At 50.3% G+C, this 561-nt stretch carries 2 protein-coding genes; both read left to right on the top strand.

The window, feature by feature from the left end:
* Window positions 1-204: hypothetical protein (locus HMPREF0178_RS22740; RefSeq protein ID WP_232281345.1), on the top strand; the 204-nt coding region annotated here is incomplete at its 5' end.
* An 82-nt stretch (window positions 205-286) separates the two neighbouring features.
* The coding region (locus HMPREF0178_RS22735; RefSeq protein ID WP_232281344.1) for a hypothetical protein at window positions 287-561 on the top strand (275 nt) is incomplete at its 3' end.

Here is a 561-nt window from a genome sequence, read left to right as displayed (position 1 = left end):
ATCGAAGGTGGTGGCCCCTCTGGAGCCTTTCAGTCACACTGGGAACCTAATGGGACTGTCGCTTTGGAAACGAAGACTGCTGGAGTCTGGGATAATCTGATCATCGATGCCTCCAATTCTAACCCTGTCTACGGATCATCACAAACCGTCATGCCTGCGAGCATTGATGTTCCATGTATCATCTATCTTGGTCTTTCGACTTGAGTTTTTATGTTGATGAACGCCTTTCCGAGCTTGGACGGGGGTTGGGCAGGCAGGGCTCCGTGTTGCTGATATGGGTCGAAATTTGACTGCGAGCTGGACAACAGGGTGGATTACGCATTTTATTCCCACAATACTAACCAGCGGCGCGGCTTTTACGGCAAATGAAATGGCTTTTGAAGCTTCAAGTGAACCAGGACAAAAAGTTAACCAGCCTTTTCATGTAGGTATCGACGCGGGTCGTGTATGGGGTACCGAGCACGTCGGGACAGAGTTTGCCCCGACACATGTCCAATTGCCTGCCATTTTGTATCTTGGCCTCTCTGCTTCGAGTTTTGGGGTTAACACCCGCCTTTCCGA

This window comes from Bilophila sp. 4_1_30 (assembly GCF_000224655.1).
GTDB lineage: Bacteria > Desulfobacterota > Desulfovibrionia > Desulfovibrionales > Desulfovibrionaceae > Bilophila > Bilophila wadsworthia.
This window is presented reverse-complemented; position numbering and strand designations above follow the sequence as displayed.